This is a genomic window from Bradyrhizobium sp. SSBR45G (assembly GCF_030159255.1).
Lineage (GTDB): Bacteria > Pseudomonadota > Alphaproteobacteria > Rhizobiales > Xanthobacteraceae > Bradyrhizobium.
The window spans coordinates 18399-37194 of sequence record NZ_BSCT01000006.1; the positions used below are offsets into that span (position 1 = coordinate 18399).

At 63.3% G+C, this 18796-nt stretch carries 14 protein-coding genes and 1 pseudogene; 10 read left to right on the forward strand and 5 right to left on the reverse strand.

The window, feature by feature from the left end:
- The first annotated feature begins 1 nt into the window (after window position 1).
- Entirely contained in the window at window positions 2–2464 is a 2463-nt protein-coding gene (locus QQL87_RS09795; protein ID WP_284417308.1) for an ATP-binding protein, read from the forward strand.
- A 142-nt stretch (window positions 2465–2606) separates the two neighbouring features.
- On the opposite strand, the gene QQL87_RS09800 is transcribed toward QQL87_RS09795, so the two are convergent.
- Complete coding sequence (locus QQL87_RS09800) at window positions 2607–3398, reverse strand: GIY-YIG nuclease family protein (RefSeq protein WP_284417310.1); 792 nt, start codon at window positions 3396–3398, stop codon at window positions 2607–2609.
- A gap of 299 nt (window positions 3399–3697) precedes the next feature.
- On the opposite strand from QQL87_RS09800, the gene QQL87_RS09805 reads away from it, so the two are divergent.
- Window positions 3698–3949 (forward strand): hypothetical protein, encoded by a 252-nt coding sequence (locus QQL87_RS09805; protein WP_284417596.1) that lies wholly within the window; start codon window positions 3698–3700, stop codon window positions 3947–3949.
- 15 nt (window positions 3950–3964) lie between these two features.
- Here QQL87_RS09805 and QQL87_RS09810 read toward each other — a convergent pair whose 3' ends face one another.
- The 3 genes from QQL87_RS09810 to ku are packed head-to-tail and all read right to left on the reverse strand — an operon-like array spanning window position 3965 to window position 5805.
- A complete protein-coding gene (locus tag QQL87_RS09810) occupies window positions 3965–4531 on the reverse strand; it encodes a cell envelope biogenesis protein TolA (RefSeq protein WP_284417311.1) in 567 nt (188 codons plus the stop codon).
- A 6-nt stretch (window positions 4532–4537) separates the two neighbouring features.
- Window positions 4538–4864 (reverse strand): hypothetical protein, encoded by a 327-nt coding sequence (locus QQL87_RS09815; RefSeq protein WP_284417312.1) that lies wholly within the window; start codon window positions 4862–4864, stop codon window positions 4538–4540.
- Window positions 4861–5805 (reverse strand): non-homologous end joining protein Ku, encoded by a 945-nt coding sequence (gene ku / locus QQL87_RS09820; protein ID WP_284417597.1) that lies wholly within the window; start codon window positions 5803–5805, stop codon window positions 4861–4863. The genes QQL87_RS09815 and ku overlap by 4 nt, the downstream gene beginning before the upstream one ends.
- On the opposite strand from ku, the pseudogene QQL87_RS09825 reads away from it, so the two are divergent.
- From QQL87_RS09825 to QQL87_RS37310, 7 genes and pseudogenes are all read left to right on the forward strand, one after another.
- Window positions 5794–6333: pseudogene (locus tag QQL87_RS09825) on the forward strand (ArdC family protein); the annotation flags it as partial. The gene ku and the pseudogene QQL87_RS09825 sit on opposite strands and share 12 nt — an antisense overlap.
- Before the next feature lie 110 nt (window positions 6334–6443).
- A complete protein-coding gene (locus QQL87_RS09830; protein ID WP_284417313.1) occupies window positions 6444–8570 on the forward strand; it encodes a ParB/RepB/Spo0J family partition protein in 2127 nt (708 codons plus the stop codon).
- 206 nt (window positions 8571–8776) lie between these two features.
- Entirely contained in the window at window positions 8777–13090 is a 4314-nt protein-coding gene (locus QQL87_RS09835; RefSeq protein WP_284417314.1) for a strawberry notch family protein, read from the forward strand.
- A complete protein-coding gene (locus tag QQL87_RS09840; protein ID WP_284417315.1) occupies window positions 13090–14142 on the forward strand; it encodes a DUF7146 domain-containing protein in 1053 nt (350 codons plus the stop codon). The genes QQL87_RS09835 and QQL87_RS09840 overlap by 1 nt, the downstream gene beginning before the upstream one ends.
- A gap of 338 nt (window positions 14143–14480) precedes the next feature.
- Window positions 14481–15416, forward strand: a complete 936-nt coding sequence (locus QQL87_RS09845; protein WP_284417598.1) for a DUF2493 domain-containing protein — start codon at window positions 14481–14483, stop codon at window positions 15414–15416.
- A 170-nt stretch (window positions 15417–15586) separates the two neighbouring features.
- Window positions 15587–16051, forward strand: coding sequence for a hypothetical protein (locus tag QQL87_RS09850; RefSeq protein WP_284417316.1), 465 nt, complete (start codon window positions 15587–15589; stop codon window positions 16049–16051).
- Window positions 15954–16277, forward strand: coding sequence for a phage integrase central domain-containing protein (locus QQL87_RS37310; RefSeq protein WP_502871148.1), 324 nt, complete (start codon window positions 15954–15956; stop codon window positions 16275–16277). The genes QQL87_RS09850 and QQL87_RS37310 overlap by 98 nt, the downstream gene beginning before the upstream one ends.
- Here QQL87_RS37310 and QQL87_RS09855 read toward each other — a convergent pair.
- Complete coding sequence (locus QQL87_RS09855) at window positions 16267–17223, reverse strand: LysR substrate-binding domain-containing protein (RefSeq protein WP_284417317.1); 957 nt, start codon at window positions 17221–17223, stop codon at window positions 16267–16269. The genes QQL87_RS37310 and QQL87_RS09855 overlap by 11 nt on opposite strands.
- Before the next feature lie 197 nt (window positions 17224–17420).
- Between QQL87_RS09855 and QQL87_RS09860 the strand changes: the two genes are divergently transcribed.
- Complete coding sequence (locus QQL87_RS09860) at window positions 17421–18785, forward strand: aromatic ring-hydroxylating dioxygenase subunit alpha (RefSeq protein ID WP_284417318.1); 1365 nt, start codon at window positions 17421–17423, stop codon at window positions 18783–18785.
- Window positions 18786–18796: the final 11 nt, after the last annotated feature.

The following is an 18796-nucleotide window of genomic DNA, read 5'->3' on the forward strand; positions in this document are numbered from 1 at the left end:
CATGGCGGGCTGGTTTCTCGAAAAGCTCGAAATCGAAGGAATACGCGGCATCAACAATGAGGGCGATCCGCTCGTTCTTCAATTCGCGCATGACGCCGTTAACTCGGTTTCCGCACCGAACGGGGTGGGCAAGAGTTCGATCTTCGATGCTCTCACTTACGCGCTGCGCAAGAAAATTCCGAAGCTCGAAGAACTTCCCGCTTCTGAGAATGGAAGGGCTTACTATTTGAACTGCTTCCATTCCAAGAAGACGGGGATGGTCAGGTTGACGGTTCGGCCGGACGGAGCGGGAGCACCCATCACGCTTGAGATTACGCGCGACGCTGCGGGAACGAGAAAGGTTACGGCACCCGCCGGTGTCGATGCAGATGCATTGCTTGAGTCGCTCAACCGGGACTTTTTCCTACTGGATCATAAGACACTACAATCATTTATTGACGACAAGGCCCTCGATCGAGGACGAGCGTTTGCCGGATTGCTAGGGTTGGCTTCCTATTCCAAGACCCGCCAGGAGCTACAAGGCCTCAGCAATACGCGCGCGTTCAATAATCACTTCGATGTCAAATCGCTGACGACGCAGGAGGCGTCGTTGAAAACGTCCTTGAGCAAATTGCGGACTGAGGCTGTCAGCGCCTTTCAAGCTCTGACCCAAACCGCGCTGCTTGAACAGAAAGATCTGGCGACAGCAGGAGCGAGGGCACATAGCGCATTGCATCAAATTGTCGTTCTCCAGCCGCACTGCGCCGGAAAGCCGTTCGGTGAAATTCCGCTTGACGAGTGCGTCGAGTCTATCAAGAAGGCTGAGGGAGGCGATGGTCCCGCTCGCCTCGCGGCGCTTCAGCGAGCTGAACAAACGCTTGCGACACAGATCTCGTCAAGTCCTGCCGAGGATGATTATGGCAAACTGCATGCGCTTGCCGTACAACACGATGAAGCGTTGGAGAAAACAGCCGGACCGCTTCTGAGAAAACTCTACGCGGCGAGTTGTGCGGTGCTGCGCGATAAGGCCTGGCCAAGGAAAAACGTGTGCCCGACATGTGATCATGAAGGCTCGGAACCCCTCCTGCCGAGTCTCGAGACGAAGCTTGCAGCTTTTCAGGAACTCGAGGATTGCGCCGTACGGACCGAGACAGAATGGAAGGCAAAAGGCTGGAGCGGACTTCGGAAGATTGAAGACGCATACGCCAAGACCGGCGAAGCCCGGAGCTTTGCTGAAGTGCCGTATGGGAGCGAAGGTTCACTGACCGCCGCGAAAGTCGAGGAGCTTTGGACCTGGCGCACTATTCTGGTGCACCGCGCGACCGCAGCACTCGCCGACACGAAAGAAAAGCGCAAAGCGCTAGAAAAGGAGCTACCGGCGTCTCTGGTTGTCGTTACCACAGCAGTTGAAGAGGCCAGACGGCTGCAGAAGGCATGGAAGGAAATCGCGGAAGCAGAAACGAAACTGACCGGAATTGTGGAACAGCTTGGCCGAATCTCACGCATCAAAACGTTCCTCGACGTAGCAAGCGAGACGTTTGCGCGTGCTGAGTCGGACATTTCCAGGCGACGGTTGGCAGCCGTCGAGCCGCTCTGCCAGAATTTTTTCAAGGCAATCATGTATGAGCCGGTGAAGCCCTCGCTCGCTAAAGCCGATGGCGCCGAGGCACTTTCGATCGGCCTATCCCAGTTCTTTACGCTTCAGGACGTATCGGCTCAGGCTCTTCTGTCCGAAAGCTTCCGCAATGCGTTTGCGGTCTCCGTCTATTTGGCCGCAGCGACCCTCTACGGAGGCGAGCCACGCTTCGTCGTCCTCGACGATGTGACTTCAAGCTTCGATGCGGGACATCAGTTTCATCTGATGGAGCTCATCCGTACGCAATTCGCGCGTCCCGTGAAGGCCGATGGCCCGCAGGTAATCTTTCTCAGTCACGACACCTTACTTGAGAAGCTGTTCAACCGTCACAACGGCCAGGGTTGGAAGCATCAGCGGCTGGAAGGCACGGCGCGAACCGCCGTCCTCCCGCAGTCTGACGCGGCTAATCGGGTGCGCGACGCGACCATACGCTTCCTTCAGGCGGGGCAACTGGACGACGCGGCCCCGAGATTGCGGCAGTATCTCGAATACCGCCTGCTGGACATCATCCAAAAAGTACGCATACCCGTCCCGATTGATTTCGCTTTGGACGATAACAACAAGCAGGTCGGAAACGCCGCGGGAGCTATTGAGGCCGCCGTCAAATTACACAAGGCAGCGGGTACGCTCGTGTTGACTGCCGCCCAGGAGGCAGGCTTGGTTACGCATATGGCAAGCATCACTGGGAATTTTGTCGCGCACTACGCCACAGGATCGACGAATGCCTTTTCGAGTGCGTCCTTGCTTGGGGTCATGCAGGCAATCGACAAGTACGCCGAATGCTTCATGTACGAAAATCCTCCTGGTAGCGGAAAGCTTGTGTTCTATCGGTCGTTGAGCAAGAGATGATGGCGCGTCCGTCATGCGGACCGGGCTCTCGATAGACGCTGGTTTGCCCCGCGGGTAGCGATCCTTCGCGCAAGGGTCTATGGAGCGGCCTCGCCGGGGGCAGTCGAGCTCTCTGTTTCAGTGGCAGCCCGAATGATTTTCATCAAGCGTGCTTTGAATAAGGCGCGGCCTCGCCGCTTCCCTGCGACGCGATAAAGGTCCTGATGTCGTCCGTAAGTCGAAACCACTCGCGGTGATGGCGGGAGGCCGCGAAGCGAGCATGAAGCTTACGCTCGAGGGACGGCGGTCCCGGAATCGTCAGATGGACGGTGGGCTCGACATGCGATGCCGTCCGCAGGGAGCTCAATCTCCGTTCAAGGCAGGAGGTGAAGCCAATCTTTACGAATTCAGGATTGTCCGTGCTGATCAGATACACGAGTGGCGCGGACGGTACTTTTCCAATTCTGTAGATCTCGTTGATCGAGCGCCGGCACTGACGGCGCACATCGTCATCAAAACAGTCGCTGCGAGCCGGTCGCTCCGCCGGATAACCGTACTGGAGACGTGCTGCGACGGTTTTCGTGTGCGCGCTGGACTGTGAAGATGCCGCTGGAATGTTTGCGTGACGTTCCCGTAGCGACTGGACCATCGAAACGACGTCGTCGATCGACCTGATCGCGTGCTGCTTGACCAGCCGGTCGTCGATCTCGGTATCATCAATCTCATTGTCCGATAGCTCTTGCTCCATCTCGGCCGGATCAAACCGGTTCCAAAGCCACCGACGTGCCGTTTCCTTCTTGGCCTTTGCGAGCAGCTTCTTCGCCGCCGCCCGTGGCAAATCGCGAAGGTCATCAGTGTCGCACAAGAGGATCCAATCTTCTGGCAGAGAATCGGGAGCACCAAGACGCTCCAACGTCTCAGACAGGGCTTCGACGGCCTCGCTTGGCTCTGGCACTCCTAGCCTCCATTCCGGCAAATACGCGACACGGCCACGGTTGCTTGGATACTCGTCAAAACTGCGAATCGTGTCATCAGCCTGAGCTCTTTAGGTTGGGGATAATCAAGTTCCTGGCGAGCCCTGATTCGACTTTGGAAAGCCGACCGGGCTTGCTCATGTTCCGGGGGGAGGCCCTCTGATCAGCCGTCGGCCAAGGTCGAATAATACTTGAGGGGAAAACCTTGAGGCGGATAGTCTAGCGCCACAACGGGCGGGTGGGACTTTGACCGAAGAAGTTGACATGGAAACGCGGTTGGCTGCCGCGATCAGCGGCAATCCGTAGCCTGCGCGGTTGGGCGATCTGCGTGCTGCAGGACGCGGGAGCAATCCAGGAATGCGAAGCGCATGGCTGGGCGAAGGAGAGGGCTGACCCGCACGCGCGCGAGCAAGCCTTTGGGATCGCGACGCAGAATCCGCCGACCGGCGTCTCTCGCGAAGATGCGGTCGCGGAAGTTCGCCACGTGCTGGATTCGATAGGCGATACCTGCCCGGAGTGTCCGCCGGGGTAACATCGGCGCACGGTTCTAATCGCGGGCGCGACGTAGTGCGTCTCTGAGCTTCGCCCCCTCGGCTTCCCAGCGTCGGTCCTCGGCTTCAATCCGCTTCTCGAGATCGCGCCGCGCGGCTTCGAGAGTCCCAGACCGCTCATCGTGCGCCTGCTGCGCGGTATCCAGCGACGCCTGTGCCTTTGCGACCATCTTCTCGCGTCTGGCCCGCTCCTTTTCCCGGGCCGCCTCCTCTTTGCGGCGCTGGACGTCTCGACGCCGCTGTTCGCGCTCGAACTGCGCGGCGGCCTTCCGCGAATCTTCAACGCTGGCCTTCGGGGCCGCACGCCGCTTTGCCTCTGGACGGTTGGCCTTCTTTTTCGGAGCACGTGGCTCATGATCCAGATCGGGCAATTCGGACTGCTCAGCAAATCGTCCTGTCGACCCAGCAGGACGCTTCAGGACCACGCCCGGCCTCGCCATGGTGGCGGCAACGACCTCCGGATCTTCGGTCTCCGTCGCGGCTCCCTGGTGGAATAGATTACTACCCGCGCCGAGATCGTAGAAGCCAAGTGAGGTCTGATAGGTCTTCAGCTTACGCGGCACCGGAGCTTACCTGCGCGACCGTGAGACTGCAGCATACCACGCGGCGTAGGGAGTGTTCCGTGCCATGTGACGGTTCAGATCGGGCGAGCCGTCGCTCCACCAGACCGGCCCCCGCTCGCCCAGCGCTCTCTTGGCTTGATCCACGGCGCGGTGGGCTGCGGCTTCGGCATGCGGATGTTTCGTCGCTTTGGCGGCCCGAACTGCACGCCTTGCCGACATGAGCTGCGTGGTCAGCTTAGCTCTTTCGTCCTCGCTGATGGCAGGATCAGTCATGCGCCAGAGACGGCCGCGGACGACGAAGTAGCGTCCGTCCGGAGTCACAGGATACTTCAAGCCGACTTCCGCTGCCGACCGGACGGCTGCTTCTTCGCCGACGCCTCCTTGCCGGTGGTCTTCTTGCCTGCGATCGGCATCAGCATCTCCTTCTGGCCGGCGGCAGCTTTCTTCGGCTTCTTCGCCGGCTTGGCGGCCGCCTCAGTCGGTGGTGCTTTCTGCCCGACCGACCGCCGTAGCGCCACCATCAGATCGACGACATTCTCGCCCTTCGGCCGATCCTTGGGGCGAATCGTCTTACCCGCACGCTTCTGATTGATCAGTTCGATCAGCGCGGTCTCATAATGATCCTCAAACTTCTCCGGCGCGAAGGTGCCTGCCTTCTGCTCTACAATGTGCCGCGCGAGATCCAGCATGTCCTTCGTGATCTTCACCTCCTGGATTTCGTCGAAATACTCCTGCTCTGATCGCACTTCGTAGGGGTAGCGCAGCAGCGTGCCGACCAAGCCTTTGTCCATCGGTTCGAGAGCGATGATGTGCTCGCGGTTGGTGAGCACGATCCGGCCGATCGCGACCTTGTTCATCTCCCGGATGGTCTCGCGGATCACGGCGAATGCATCGTGGCCGACCTTGCCGTCGGGACGCAGGTAATACGGGCGGATCAGATAGCGCGGGTCGATGTCGGCCTTGTCCACGAACTCGTCGATCTCGATCGTGCGCGTGGACTCGAGGGCGATCTCCTCGAGCTCCTTCTTCGAGACCTCGATGTATTGGCCCTTCTCGAGCTCATAGCCCCTGACGATGTCCTCGTTCGAGACCTCCTCACCCGTGTCGGCGTCGACCTTGACGTACCTGATACGATGGCCCACCTGCCTGTTCAGCTGGTTGAATGAGATCTTCTCGGACTCGGAGGTGGCCGGGTAGAGGGCTACCGGGCACGTGACGAGCGACAGACGCAGGAAGCCTTTCCAGTTGGCGCGGGGGCCATTAACACCGACCAATGTGAGGCCTTGCCGGAAGACATCGCGACCGCAGTGCCGCCTCCGCCGCCTGGTGCAATCGAGCCGTCGGTGGAGGCGCTTATTGCGAACAGTGGTGTCGATTTCCGGATCGGCGGCAACCGAGCATTCTATGCTCCCGTCGAGGACTTCGTGCAGGTCCCGCCGCCGGCGGCCTTCTTCGAGCCGATCAATTGGCATCGGACGGCCTTGCATGAGCTCGCACATGCGAGCGGTCACGAGTCCCGGCTGAACCGCGATCTGTCAGGCGGATTCGGCAGCCGCAAATACGCCTTCGAGGAGCTGATCGCGGAAATCGCGTCCGCCTTCAGCTGCGCCGCGCTCGGCATCGTGCCGACCGTGCGCCATGCGGACTATATCGGCTTCTGGCTCGATGTCCTGCGCGAGGACAATCGCGCCATCGTGCGGGCGGCGAGCCAGGCGAGCCGCGTGGCCGATTATCTCCTCGGCTTTGCACCGGATGTGGCTGGCCTCGCTCAGGCGATCGGACCGGATTGCGCCGCCGCCTAAGGGCGTCGCTCCCATGCGAGCAGAGGAGAGGAAGAGGGCGAGAGGTGCTCTGCGACGGGGTGAAGGCCTGAGAGAGAGGCTCTGGGCCGCCCGTCGTGGAGAACCAAGACATGACCAAGGCTGTCCAGAAGATCACGCTGTCGCCGTCGCGTGACATTCCTTTCAACAAGCTGGTGCTGAGCCAGTCTAACGTGCGCCGGATCAAGGGCGGCGTTTCGATCGAGCAACTGGCGGAGAGCATTGCCGAGCGGACGCTGCTGCAAAGCCTGAACGTGCGAGCCGTCCTCGATGGTGAGGGCAAAGAGACGGGCATGTTCGAGGTGCCAGCAGGCGGCCGCCGCTACAGAGCGCTTGAGCTTCTGGTGAAGCAGAAGCGGATGGCGAAGACGCAAGCTGTGCCCTGTGTAGTGCGGGATCAGGGCTCGGGCCTGGACGACTCGCTCGCCGAAAATGACCAGCGTGTCGGTCTGCATCCCCTCGATCAGTTCCGTGCGTTTCAGGCGCTGCGCGACAGTGGCATGGGCGAGGAGGAGATCGCTGCGCGGCATTTTGTGACGGTTGCGGTCGTCAAGCAACGCTTACGGCTGGCTGCCGTCTCGCCAGCGCTGCTCGATGTCTACGCCGCCGACGGTATGACGCTCGAGCAGCTGATGGCGTTCACGGTGACGACGGATCATGTGCGTCAGCAGGAGGTCTGGGACAAGGTCAGCCGTTCCGGTTGCGATGCACCCTACCAGATCCGTCGTCAGCTCACGGAGCAGACGGCGCGGGCGTCCGACCGCAGGGCGCAGTTCGTCGGACTTTCCGCCTACGAGGCCGCGGGCGGGTTGGTGCTGCGGGATCTGTTCGAGGCCGATGACGGTGGCTGGCTGCAGGATGTCGCGCTGCTCGATCGGCTCGTTGCTGAGAAGCTGCAGACGGAAGCGGAGCGGATCGGCGCCGAGGGCTGGAAGTGGATCGCAGCCGCCGTCGATTTCCCGTTCGGACATACGCATAGCCTGCGCGAGTGTAACGGAGAGCCGGCCGAACTCACCGCCGATGAGCGGGCGGCCATCGAAGCGCTGCGGAGCGAGCAGGCCAAACTCGAGGCTGACTATGGCCAGGCCGACGAGTTGCCTGAGAACGTCGATCGGCGTCTCGGTGAGATCGAGGCTGCGCTGCAGTCGTTCGACGATCGGCCGATGATCTACGATGCAGCCGAGATGGCGCGGGCCGGCGCGTTCGTCAGCATCGACTCCGAGGGTAGCCTCCGTGTCGCCCGTGGCTTCGTCCGTCCAGAGGATGAGGTCGCGGCGACCAGCGACGAGCCAGATGCCGACGCTGGTGCCGAAGGCGATTACGGGACCGGCGTTCCTGACGTGGCGGGCTGGGGACCGGCGCCGACGATCGTCATCGGTAACGGCGAGCAGGATGGGTCTGATGAGGACGGGGAGGATGTCGAACGCCCCTTGCCAGACCGGTTGATCAGCGAGCTCTCAGCCTATCGCACGCTCGCCCTTCGCGATGCGCTCGGCCAGGAGCCCTCGATCGCGTTCCAGGCGGTGCTACACAGCTTCGTGCTGGCGACATTCTATCCGTTCGGTTCGACGCTCAATTGCCTGGAGATCTCCCTGCGTACGCCGACCTTCCCGGCGCAGCCGGCTGGCCTGCAGGACAGCGCTCCGGCCAAGGCGATCGGCGCCCGTCACGCATCCTGGAAGACGAAGCTGCCGGCCAGCGACAAGGACGTCTGGGCCGCGTTGACGGCGATGGACGGAACAGCCCAGGCCGAGCTGTTCGCCCATTGCGCGTCACAGGCGGTGAACGCGATCTTTGAGCCGGCCAACCGGGTACATCAAGGCCGCCTGTCGGCCCATGGCGTCCGCGGCCGCCTCGAACAGGCTGACCGTCTGTCGCGTGCCGTCGGGCTCGATATGGTGAGTGCCGGCTGGAGGCCGAGCGTGGACAATTACCTCGGCCGCGTCACCAAGCATCGCATCCTGCAGGTGGTGCGCGAAGCGAAGGGCGAAGCTTCGGTACAGCTCATCGCGCATCTCAAGAAGCCGGACATGGCGCGCGAAGCCGAACGGCTGCTCGAGGGCAGCCGCTGGTTGCCGGAGCCGCTGCGTGGCGCCGAGGAGGACATCACGCCGGCAGTCGAAGGCGCCGATGCCGACAGCCTGCCGGCGTTCCTCAACGAGGATGAGGAGGCAACGGAAGGCGCAGACGAAGTCGAGGAGATCGTTGCCGCGGAATGACCCTCGCCGGGGGAGGATCGCCTCGGGCCCGGAGAAACCGTTGATGGAAGCCCGGCCAAATCGGCCGGGCTTTTTTCGTTGAGGTCACCGTCTCCTCGAGCGGGTCGAGAGGAAGAGAGGCGGAGCAGGGCGGGTGAGGCCGCCGGACAAGAGAGAGCGTCTGGCGGTGCTCTTCCGCATCCCGCTCTCCTCCGAGGTTTCTCGACATGATCACCGAGACGAACTGCCACACAGCATCCTTCGCGCCGCTGGCGCGCGCCAAGGCCGTTCTTCGTGCGGCTGAGCTGCTGCTGCCGATCCTTACCCGTGGCGAGCGCATCGATGCAAGGTGCCTGCGCCTGGTCATGCAGACCGCGTTTGGCGCCAGTGATGCCGACGGGAGCTGGGATTGGAAGACGGCGTACGAGGCCTGCGAGGTCGCTTCTGTTCTGTTCCTGGCCAAGTACGGTCCGGCGATGATCAAGGCCAGCCATGACATGCTCTCAGGCATGCTGCCGATGGTCGCCAAGATCGCGGCGCTTCTGCCCAGCCATACCAAGCGCTCACTAGAGAGCCAGAGTTTCCAGCAGTTCTCGACGCCGTTGCCGCTGGCGCTCGCCGTGGCCGCGGCGGCGCAAGTGACATCGGCCGATCGCGTGCTCGAGCCCTCGGCAGGGACGGGAAGTCTGGCGATCTTCGCGGAGCTCGCCGGCGGCGCGCTCCTGCTCAATGAGCTCGCCGCAAGCCGCGCCGCCTTGCTCAATCTGGTGTTTCCGGGCGTGAGCGTGATGCGTTTCGATGCAGCGCAGATCGATGATCATCTCGATGCCGCTCTTGTCCCAAGCGTTGTCCTGATGAATCCGCCGTTCTCGGCGACCGCGAACGTGGATCGCACTCTCGCCGATACGACGTTGCGCCATGTCTCTTCGGCGCTCGCACGGCTCGGAGATGGGGGACGACTGGTCGCCATCACGGCCGCCAGTTTTGCGCCGGAGAATCCGACCTCGACGGACGCCTTCGTACGTCTACAGGAGCGAGGCCGCCTCGTGTTCTCTGCTGCGATCGATGGCGCCGTATATGCGCGGCAGGGGACGACGACGGCCACACGGCTGCTCGTGATCGACAAGCAGCCGGCGCGAGATTCTCGTGCCTTTCCGCAGTCGGCCGGGATGGCGCCCGACGCGAGGGCCTTACTGGGTTGGATCACGACGCTCGTGCCGCCGCGGCTGCCCATAGCGGGCCGCTGTGTTGCGCAGGTGGGCGTGCGTGCGGGTCGGCGGCCGAGAGACCAGCGCGCATTGGCCTCTAGCTGCTCCTCTCCCCCGTCGACCACGCCCGAGCCCGCGGGCTGTGAGCTCGCTTACGAAGTGGTGGATGATGTGCCCGCGGAAGGACCCCGCCTGACTGAAGCGCTGTACGAGGCGCATCAGCTGCTGTCGATCCGAATCCAGGGAGCACAGCCGCATCCGACGAAGCTCGTGCAATCCGCCGCCATGGCGTCGGTCGCTCCGCCCAAGCCGGCGTATCGGCCGCATGTGTTGCCCCGGCTCGTAACCGATGGCGTGCTGTCGGACGCACAACTCGAGAGCATCATCTATGCCGGCGAGGCGCATAGCGGGTTCCTCGCGGGCTTCTGGACGGTCGAAGAGACATTCGACCAGGTCCGTGCGGCCAGCGAGGACGCCGACGGCGCGGTACGCTTCCGGCGCGGCTGGTTCCTGGGCGACGGCACCGGTGCGGGGAAGGGGCGCCAGGTCGCAGGCATCCTGCTCGACAATTGGCTGAAGGGCCGGCGCCGGGCGATCTGGGTCAGCAAGTCCGACAAGCTGATCGAGGACGCCCAGCGCGACTGGGCGGCGCTCGGCATGGAGCGGTTGCTGGTCACGCCGCTGTCGCGCTTCCGCCAGGGCACGCCGATCCGGCTCGATCAAGCCATCCTTTTTACGACCTACGCCACGCTACGAACCGACGAGAAGGCTGACAAGCTTTCCCGCGTCCGCCAGATCGTCGACTGGGTGGGGCCGGATTTCGATGGCGTGATCATCTTCGACGAGAGCCATGCGATGCAGAACGCCGCGGGCAACAAGGGCGATCGGGGCGAGCTGGCGGCCTCACAGCAGGGTCGCGCCGGGTTGAGATTGCAGCACGCGCTGCCCAATGCCCGCATCGTCTATGTCTCGGCGACGGGGGCGACCACCGTCCACAATCTGGCTTATGCGCAGCGGCTCGGACTGTGGGGCGGCGCGGATTTCCCGTTTGCGACGCGGGCGGATTTCGTGGCGGCGATCGAGGAGGGCGGAGTCGCGGCCATGGAGGTGATGGCCAGGGATCTCAAGGCGCTCGGGCTGTACGCTGCACGGTCGCTGTCCTTCGAGGGGATCGAATACGAACTGCTCGAGCACCGGCTGACGGACGAGCAGGTCAAGATCTACGACGCCTATGCCGAGGCATTTGCGGTGATTCACAACAATCTCGAGGCTGCGATGCGCGCCGCCAACATCACCGGCGCAACCGGCACGCTCAATGCCCAAGCCAAGTCGGCGGCGCGCTCGGCCTTCGAATCCGCCAAGCAGCGTTTCTTCGGGCATCTCCTGACCTCGATGAAGACGCTAACGCTGATCAACGCGATCAAGCGTGATCTCGAAGCCGGCCATGCCGCAGTCATCCAGATCGTCTCGACCGGCGAAGCCCTGATGGAGCGCCGGCTGGCCGAGATCCCGACCGAGGACTGGGGCGACGTCCAGGTCGACATCACGCCCCGCGAGTATGTTCTCGACTACCTCGCCCATTCTTTCCCGGTCCAACTCTATGAGCCATTCACGGATGGCGAGGGCAACTTGTTGTCGCGGCCGGTCTATCGAGACGGCCAGCCGGTCGAGAGCCGCGAGGCGGTCGCGCGCCGCGACCAGATGATCGAGCATCTCGCCTCGCTTGCTCCGGTGCCCGGTGCACTCGACCAGATCGTCCAGCGGTTCGGCACCGATTTGGTCGCCGAGGTCACGGGACGGTCGCGACGGATTGTCCGAATCCGCGATTGCCTCGCGGTCGAGACCAGGGCGGCCTCTGCCAATCTCGCTGAAGTCGCCGCGTTCATGGATGACCAGAAGCGCATCCTGGTGTTCTCCGACGCCGGCGGCACGGGCCGCAGCTACCACGCCGAACTCTCGGCCAAGAACAAGCGGCTGCGCGTGCACTATCTGCTGGAGCCAGGCTGGAAGGCGGATGCCGCGATCCAGGGGCTTGGGCGGACCAACCGCACCAATCAGGCACAGCCGCCGCTGTTTCGCCCGATCGCCACCGACGTGAAAGCAGAGAAGCGCTTCCTCTCGACGATCGCGCGCCGCCTCGACACGCTGGGCGCCATCACCCGCGGGCAGCGCCAGACCGGCGGGCAGGGACTGTTCCGCCCCGAGGATAATCTCGAAAGCCCGCATGCCCGCGATGCCCTGCGTCAGCTCTACGGGCTTCTGGTTCGTGGCCAAGTGGGGAGTTGCTCGCTGCAGCGCTTCGAGCAGGCGACGGGATTGAAGCTGACGGACGACAACGGCTTGCGTGACGAGCTGCCGCCGATCACGACGTTCCTGAACCGGCTGCTGGCGCTGACGATCGAGCTGCAGAACATCCTGTTCACGGTGTTCGAGCAGCTGCTGGCAGCCCGGATCGAGGGTGCCATCGCGTCCGGGACTTACGATGCTGGCCTGGAGACGCTACGTGCCGAGAGCTTCGTCGTCACCGAGCGGCGCACGATCTACAGCCATCCGGTAACGGGCGCCGAGACCCATCTCGTCACGATCACCCAGCGCGACCGCAATCGGCCCATGTCGCTGAACGAGGCCTTAGAGCGGCTGCTGCAACGCCGCGCCGTTCCGCTGCGCAACGTTCGCTCGGGACGAGCGGCGATCCAGGTGCCGGCGCCGAGCTGGCTGCTCGACGATGGCGAGATCGAGCCACGGGTTCATCTGATGGGACCGATGGGACGCCGCACTCTGCCGCTGGCCAAGCTTGCCGAGCATGGTTGGGTCGAGGCCGATCGCGAGCAGTTCAAGGCCGGCTGGAGCGCGGAGCTCGCATCCATCCCAGAGTTCACGACCAGCACGATCTACCTCGTCACCGGGCTCCTGCTGCCGATCTGGAAGCGCCTCCCTCAGGAGTCCACGCGGGTCTATCGCCTCCAGACCGATGCAGGCGAGCGGATCATCGGCCGGAAGGTCCCGCTCAGTTGGGTCACGGCAATGTCAGCCGAGGGACCGGCGCTCGCAGCTGAAGACGCGTTCGCGGCACTGCTGCGCGACGGCTCTGTGCTCGATCTCGCTGAAGGCCTGCAGCTGCGGCGTGCCCGTGTCATGGGTGTCGATCGCATGGAGCTGTCGGGCTTCTCCGAGGGGCTCCGAGATTGTCTCAGGGCCTATGGGCTGTTCGGCGAGATCATCTCCTGGAAGCTCCGGATGTTCGTGCCGACCGATGCGGGTGGCGCAGCGATCCTCGCCAAGGTTCTGGAGCGGTTTCCGATTGCGGAAGTCCGTGGGCGGGAGCGACGGTGATGGCAGGCGACGCGTCCGAATTGGCGCGCCGACTCGCGCGTGAGGCCGAGGCGGTCTGCCGTCACTATCTCTCCAACGGCAGGCGGGAGGGGCGCTATTGGCTGGTGGGGGATATCAACAACACGCCCGGCCGCTCGCTGTTCGTGCGGCTGCATGCTTCGTCGAAGGGACCGGCCGGCAAATGGACCGATGCCGCGACCGGCGAGCATGGCGATCTGCTCGACCTTATCGGGGCAACATGCGTGCTGCGCAGCTTCAGCGAGATTGCCGAGGAGGCGCGGCGATTCCTGAAGCTGCCACGCTGGCATCGTGATCCGCCGATCGAGCCCAAGGCCGCCGGGCGTTCGCGCGACCCGATCAAGGCCGCTCGCCGACTTTTTGCGATGTCTCAGCCGCTGACGGGGACGCTCGGCGAGACCTATTTGGGCAATCGAGGCATCGATCCGCCTGCCAACACTTTGGCACTCAGGTTCCATCCGCAATGCTTCTATCGCCCGGAGGACGCGACGACGGTCGAGACCTGGCCGGCCCTGATTGCCGCTGTGACGAATCTCGATGGACGGATCACCGGTGTTCATCGCACCTGGCTCGATCCTGACGGCTTTGACGATCGCGGGCTCGGCAAGGCGCCGATCGAGACGCCCCGGCGGGCGATGGGCGACCTGCTTGGGCACGCCGTTCGCTTCGGGATTGCTGACGACGTGCTCGCGGCCGGCGAGGGCATCGAGACCATGCTGTCGTTGCGGACGGTGTTGCCATCCCTGCCGGTTGCCGCCGCGCTCTCCGCCAATCATCTCGCCACGCTGCTCTGGCCGGTCACGCTGCGCCGTCTCTATGTCGCTGTCGACGCTGACACTGCTGGGATTAATGCGGCCAAGGCGTTGACGGCACAAGCGCTCGACGCCGGCATCGAGGCGATCGCCTTGAGTCCGCGCCTTGGGGATTTCAACGATGATCTGCGCGCCTTCGGGAAAGCCCAGCTCCTGGACATGCTGCGCCAACAGCTGTTGCCGGAGGACGCCGCGCGCTTCCTGGACGTGATCTCGGCCTAGACGTCGGTCCTACGTCGGGGGTACCGCTCTGCGCTCGCTACTTGTGGGCGGGCGAGAGGATCTCATCTGAGCCTTGAGAGCCGCGGCGGGGCCTTCTTCAGAGGCGATCGGACGGCGGGCGGTCCGGTCCGGCAATGGCGGTTCGCGGCTATTTTCCGCCGGCCCGCGCGCGGGCCTTTGCATCGCGAAGCAAAATAGCCGCGAACCGCCATCCTCCGCTGTCGCTCCGGCCCGCTGCTCGAAGGGATCAGCGGGTTCTGGTCCGGTCCGCCCGCCGTCTTGGAGATCGCTATGGAAGGCCGCGATCGGCGCGGTCAGAGATCGCAGACGAGATCCCCATGTCCGACCACCACGACGAGATGCGTGAGCCGCACGACACCCAATCGAGCACCGTGGACGCCTTCGCCGAACTCCAACTGTACGGCTACCGGCGCTTCGACGACGAGCCTGATCCGCGGCCTCTGCCAGAGGGCAGGGCCATCACCGGTGCGGTCGCCGACATCTTCGACGCCCTGGTGGCGACTCTCTCCGACACCCGCCTCGAGCCTGAGCTCAAGGATCTGTTGTGGTCGACGGTCAACCTGTTCCACCGCGCCACCATGCGCATCGAGCGCGAGCTCGACGACAACGAGCAAGCGCAGCGCGCAAGTCAGCGTGAGCAGAATGGCTCGGAGGTCCGCTCCGTTGAGCTCGAGCGGCTGACGTCGGAAGGGCTGTCGCTGGTCGAGCGCCGCAACGTCATGGAGCTGTTCCGTGATATCGCCGCCGAGGCCTTCGAGCTGCATACGCGATCGCCCTGGCGCCCGAGCTCGGGCTCGCAGGTCAACCATCGCACGCTGACGGATGCCATGATCGACTCCCGCGACTTCCTCGCCGCCAAGCGACGCGCCGAGACCGAGATCATGCTGCCGCAGGGGCCGAAGATCGCACTCACCGGCGGGGCTGACTTCAATGACGTCGCGCTGGTGTGGGACCGGCTCGACAAGGTTCACGCCAAGCATCCCGATATGGTCCTCTTGCACGGCGGCTCGCCAAAAGGCGCCGAACTGATCGCCTCCAAATGGGCCGCGAACCGGAAGGTGTCGCAGATCGCCTTCAAGCCGGACTGGACGAGGCACAACAAGGCCGCACCCTTCAAGCGTAACGACGCCATGCTGGAGACGCTCCCGATCGGCGTGATGGTCTTCCCCGGCTCGGGGATTCAGGGCAACCTCGCCGACAAGGCCCGTCGCCTGGGCATTCCGGTCTGGACGTTCGGGAAAGGCGGCGCGTGAGCGCCGTCAACTCCTCGAGGTTCCGCCGATCTCACAACGCGTCGGACGCTGCTCCAGCGCCGGCACGACTCTCCGCAACTTTGTCCAAATCACGATGCATCTTGTTCGGATCGCGCCGCGGTGGTGGTGGAAGGCGCATCCCGTCATAGCTTTGCACGGAGGCCACCGCCATGCTTGCGATTGCTCTCATCCTTGGACTGGTCAGCGTCGGACTATTGTGCCGCGCGCTGTTTGAGCTCGCGGTTCACGCACTCCCGTTCTTCGTCGCAGTCAGCGTCGGCTTGGCGGCCCTGAATGCCGGCATCGGAATCGGGTGGGCATTTGGGGCCGGCCTCATTGCGGCAGTTCTCACGTTGGCTGTCGGTCAATTTTTGTTCGCCGCCTCGCGATCCATGCTGATGCGCGGGATCGTTGCGGCTGTTTTTCTCGTTCCGGCCGTTGTCGCCGGCCATCATGCGGCCAAGGGACTTGCTTTGCTTGCCGGGCCTTCAGAGGTTCTGGGCGAGATCATCGGATGGTCAGGGGCACTCCTCGTCGGTGCGGGCGCCTTGCGCCAGTTGCTTGGACCCGATCTGCCTCGCCGGTTTCGGTCCGAGCAGGTTGGCGATCAGCCTCACCGTTCATCGCGGCTATGAGCCTGACGGCGCAGCCAGGCCGACCGCTGTTCTGCGTCAGATCGAGGATTGCCCAGCGGTCGAGACCGCGGGGCGCATCCGTCCGCGCATGTCTGCGGTCTTCGTTCACGCCAGCGCGTCGCCCTACGCCGAGAACGATCCCACTGCTGCTGTAGACGTCTTCCTGTTTGAAGACAGAAGGGCTTTGATCGTTAGCAGCGCCTTCGGATCGGCTACTAAAGGGTAGAAATAGTAAGCTGCTGGGCGGCAGAGCTGACGCTCTTGAATAGTTCATCAACCAAACGCGGAGCTCGAAACCGATACAATCGGGCCAGGACCAGGTTTTGGGGCCGGTCGACATCCGCGAGCGGCCGCGATGTCAGTGTCCCGTGACCGTGGACGTTGTAGGGTGGCACGAAATTGAGAAGTGAAAACCCGAAGCCATTCGCAACCAAGCTGCGTACCATCTCGAAAGAATCGACACGGTGCGCGACACTCGGACTGAGTCCGCGGTTTCCGAATAACGATAGGAAATAGTCCCGAGTCCGTGGCTGATCGAGTAGCACCATCGGCAAGCCGACCAGATCCGACAGGGAGCAACTCTGGCTCGACGCGAGCGGATGGTCGCTCGGTAGCACCACCTGTATCGGCATCGATCGTAGTGGCGAGGGGTGCAGCGTCGTCGGAATATCGTAATCGTAGACGATGATCAGGTCGAAACTTCCGTTATGCAATCCGTCGAGCAGCGCTTCGTGCTTGTCAGCGCGCCAGCGCATTTCGATCTCCGGATGCTTCTCCTGCAGGTCGCGCAGCACCAGCGGGATCAGATACGGTGCGATGGTCGCGAGGCATCCAACGCTGATGCGGCCCGCGGCTCGAAACGGTCCCCGCTGAGCGACGGATTCGATCTCGCGGGCATGGAGGAGAATGTTTCGGGCGTGGGCGGCAAGATCCTGTCCGGCCGAGGTCAGCACCAGGCCGCGCGCGTGACGCCGGATGAAGAGCTGCGTCTGCAGGAACTCCTCGATTTGGGAGATCGCAGTCGAGATCGAAGCCGACGACACGTTCAGCGTTTCCGAGGCGCGCAACACGCTTTCGTGGTTCGCTGTTGCGAGAAAATAAGTGAGCTGTCGCAGCGAAAGTTGGGGGACGGCCTCTCCGACCTCGATCTGGTCCTTGTATTTACCGCTCACCAAAATCGGCCTCCGTCTCCTCAAAGGCTTGGTTTCGAGCAACCCTTGCTATTTTCTTGCGCTTTTCCGCTGCAAGCTTGGGCAGTTCAAGATTTCCAAACTCATCGTGCATGTAACTATTATTGGCAGAACCAGCGCCCGGCACAATACTCGAACGCGGAAATTCCAATGACCCGCGCGAGCGGCACGAGGCAGCGATGGTTGCACAGAAACAGTTTCTCACGACGGCCTATGGCGGCTATCTCAAGCAGGAAACGCCTGGCGAGAACGTCGAACTCACTCATGTGGAGCGGGGAGCCCCGGCCGGCGAACTGCTGCGCCGCTATTGGCAGCCGATCGCGTTGACGTCCGAGCTCGGTGATGTCCCGCTCGGCTTCCGCATGTTCGGCGAAGACCTGGTGGTATTCCGCACCACCAAGGGCGAGTACGGCATTCTCGACAGGCACTGCAGCCATCGCGGCACGTCGCTCGAATTCGGCCTGCCGACCGAGAACGGACTGCGCTGCTGCTATCACGGCTGGCTGTTCGGCGTGAACGGGCAGGTGCTGGAAACGCCCGGTGATCCGCCCGGGAGCGCGCTCAAAGACCGGCTGTTCCACGGTGCCTACCCCTGCAGGGAGTACAAGGGCCTGATCTTCGGCTACTTCGGGCCGCCCGACAGCATTCCGGAGTTTCCCATCTTCGACAGCTACGACTATCCGGGCGACAAGCTGGTGCCGTATTGCGTCACCTATCCGTGCAATTGGCTGCAGGTGCAGGAGAACGTCATGGACCCGGCGCACGCCGTGTTCTTGCACACCCGCGTCACCTTCTCGCACTTCTCCGACACCTGGGGCGAATTGCCGGTGATGGACTTCGTCGAGACGCCGACCGGCATGATCTATGTCACCACCCGGCGCTGGAAGGACAAGGTCTGGGTCCGATCCAACGATATCATCATGCCGAACCTCGCGCAGGTCGGCCACATCTGGGAGGATGGCCAGGACGCCAAGCCGTTCGGCCGCGTCGGCATCACCCGCTGGACGACGCCGATCGACAACACGGCCTGCAAGGTGATCGGGTGGCGGCACTTCCACCCTGAGGTCAATCCACGCGGCATCGGCAAGGAGGAGGATTGCGGCCTGGAGAAGGTAGATTTCTACGGCCAGGGCGCCGGCGGCTCATTCGAGGAGCGGCAGCGTCTGCCCGGCGACTACGACGCGATCGTCACCCAGCGTCCGATCGCGCTCCATGCGCTCGAGCACCTGACTTACTGCGACAAGGGCGTGGTCATGCTGCGCAAGCTGCTGCGCCGCGACATCCGCAAGGTCGCTGCCGGCGAGGAGCCGCCGCGCTCCGCGCTCCGCTCCGGCGGGCTGATCCCGACCTACTGCCACGACACCGTGCTGGCGATCCCGCCAATCGCCGGTGTCGACGATCTCGAGCTACAGGAAGAGATCGGGCGCCGTGTCACCGAGATCGTGACCGAGGGCGATCATCACGTCGCCGACGATCGTCATGAAACCGTGCGCAGGCTTCTGAACGAGTACGAAAACACCGTCGCATCGCAGGCCGCGGCCTGATCTTCAGCGGC

Excerpts from the sequence above, each read along its gene's own strand:
- QQL87_RS09860 (WP_284417318.1), top strand. The coding sequence starts at position 17,421 with ATGGTTGCACAGAAACAGTTTCTCACGACGGCCTATGGCGGCTATCTC.
- QQL87_RS09850 (WP_284417316.1), top strand. The coding sequence starts at position 15,587 with ATGCTTGCGATTGCTCTCATCCTTGGACTGGTCAGCGTCGGACTATTG.
- QQL87_RS09830 (WP_284417313.1), top strand. The coding sequence starts at position 6,444 with ATGACCAAGGCTGTCCAGAAGATCACGCTGTCGCCGTCGCGTGACATT.
- QQL87_RS09840 (WP_284417315.1), top strand. The coding sequence starts at position 13,090 with ATGGCAGGCGACGCGTCCGAATTGGCGCGCCGACTCGCGCGTGAGGCC.
- QQL87_RS09845 (WP_284417598.1), top strand. The coding sequence starts at position 14,481 with ATGTCCGACCACCACGACGAGATGCGTGAGCCGCACGACACCCAATCG.
- QQL87_RS09835 (WP_284417314.1), top strand. The coding sequence starts at position 8,777 with ATGATCACCGAGACGAACTGCCACACAGCATCCTTCGCGCCGCTGGCG.
- QQL87_RS09795 (WP_284417308.1), top strand. The coding sequence starts at position 2 with ATGGCGGGCTGGTTTCTCGAAAAGCTCGAAATCGAAGGAATACGCGGC.